We start from the raw sequence: 2,114 nt of genomic DNA, 5'->3' as shown, positions 1-2,114 counted from the left end.
CGATAATTGTCAGGCGGTGGAGGGGATAATGCAGGTAAATCCGTAGCAATAAACCCTCCGCTTTTTCGATTAATCTTTGATTGGGATGGATGCTAACTGGCGCGATTTCGGCTGGTTTTTCTTCCCTTTGTTCTACATAGTCGCCATACTCGATTTCATCTATCGGCTCTGGATAATCGGTTACTTCTGGCGTCGCATATTTTGTTCGCTCGAATCTATTTGTTGGTGCGTTACTACTGCCAAATTTTGGTTCTGGGAGCGGTTTGAGTCCTTTAATGGCTGTCTGGAGATTTTCGATTACTAACGGCACCATTCGCGAATCATCGGCACTTAATAAACCTGCCGATTTTTTGAGATAATGGGTACGTGTAGTTACATCGGTAATATTTTGCAGCAGCTTGATAATTTTCTGGGTAGCTGCTTGATATTGTTCGGCTTGCGTGAGATCCTGGTGTTCGATCGCTTTATCGATTTGCCAATCCAACCACAATGGCGCACGATCGAGTAAATCTAAATAATCCTGCTGGCTATGGCTTTTTAAAAACTCATCGGCATCTTTTCCCGTCGGCAAATTGAGGATGCGTAATTGCAATTGTCCCTGATAAGCCAGATCTGTAACTTCCCCAATCGCTCGTTCTGCGGCAATATTACCAGCTTTATCCGCATCAAAATTGAGGATAATTTGTTTGGATTCGGTAAACTTAACTAGCTGCTTAACTTGCGCCAAACTCAACGCCGTACCGAGTGCCGCAACCGCACTATCGATTCCCGCCGCATGGAGCGCGATGACATCAAAATATCCTTCCACAACTACCGCGCGATCGGTTTTACTAATTGCATCTTTTGCTCGATCGAGTCCATATAATGTGTTACCTTTATCGAATAATTCTGTTTCTGGCGAGTTGAGATATTTCGGCTGCTCGTCGCTCAAAGTACGTCCGCCAAAACCAATCACTCTACCCCGTAAATCGCGAATCGGAATCATCAATCGATCGCGAAATCTGTCATAATAACTATTGCCATCTTTTCGCTCGATCGCCAGTCCAGCCGATACGATCGCTTGCGGCGGAAAGTTCTTTTGTTCGATCAAATAATTCGACAAAGTTTCCCAACCAGCCGGAGCATAACCGAGTTGAAAACTCTGAATAGTTTCGTCGCTAAAAGCGCGTTCTTCCTTGAGATATGTCAGAGCCTTTTCACCTTGAGGCTGATTGAGCGCATGTTGATAAAAACTTGCCGTTATCGCCATGATTTCATACAATTGCTCTCGTTGAGAAAGTCGCCGCTGCAACTCCTGACGTTGCTCCGGCTCCAATGTCTGCACCGGAACCTGATATCTTCGAGCCAAATCTAAGACAACTTCTGTAAAAGATTGCTTCCCTAACTCCATCAGAAAAGTAATCGCATTTCCTCCAGCCTGACAGCCAAAGCAGTAATACATCTGCTTGGTAGGACTGACAGAAAAACTCGGCGATTTCTCTTGATGAAATGGACAGGATCCTAAATAATCCTTACCCCGTTTTTTGAGCACGACATGTCCGCCGATGACATCGATGATATCGACTTTAGCTTTTACTTCTTCGATCGTATCTGGATGTAAACGAGGTATATCCATAAATTAGTGGATAGTGGATAGTGAATAGTGGATAGCTGTTTGCCACCAAAAAGATTTGTTAACTATATTCGATGTTCTGGTACTTAAATCGATGATATATTAATTGCAATAAATGCGTTCATCTTTTTGTATTATTCGTGTAAATCTCATGTCTAAAAAACTATCTTCCGAAGAAGTTAACAAAATTAAAATTATGTTTCCAGCTATACCTGAAGACTATTTTGATTTTATGAGAAATATAGGATGGGGTAACTTTAGTAATAGTCTGATGTTATATAGTGCTCCAGTTAATCCAGATGAAATATATGGGGATGACTATCCAGACGATATTAGTAGAATATTAATATTTGGAGATGATTTTAATGGTCGGTGCTTTGGATGGGATCCTAGTAATAAATTTTATATTGGAGAAATAGATCCTATACTCCCTTCCCGCTCAAAGAGTATAGAAAGAGGTACAATTACTAAATAAGGGGGAAAAGATGAATGAATCTGAGCC

The 2,114-nt window shown here is 41.6% G+C and carries 2 protein-coding genes; one reads left to right on the top strand and one right to left on the bottom strand.

Annotation, left to right across the window (positions count from 1 at the left end):
- Positions 1-1,615: DNA primase (gene dnaG, locus C7B77_RS28820; protein WP_106313157.1), on the bottom strand; the 1,615-nt coding region annotated here is incomplete at its 3' end.
- Between the two features lie 148 nt (positions 1,616-1,763).
- Here dnaG and C7B77_RS28815 point away from each other — a divergent pair.
- Complete coding sequence (locus C7B77_RS28815) at positions 1,764-2,087, top strand: hypothetical protein (protein WP_106313154.1); 324 nt, start codon at positions 1,764-1,766, stop codon at positions 2,085-2,087.
- The last annotated feature ends 27 nt before the right edge of the window (positions 2,088-2,114 follow it).

This window comes from Chamaesiphon polymorphus CCALA 037, from assembly GCF_003003845.1.
GTDB classification, from domain to species: Bacteria; Cyanobacteriota; Cyanobacteriia; order Cyanobacteriales; family Chamaesiphonaceae; genus Chamaesiphon; species Chamaesiphon polymorphus.
The sequence above is the reverse complement of the archived record's forward strand: the minus strand, read 5'-3'. Positions and strand labels throughout refer to the sequence as shown.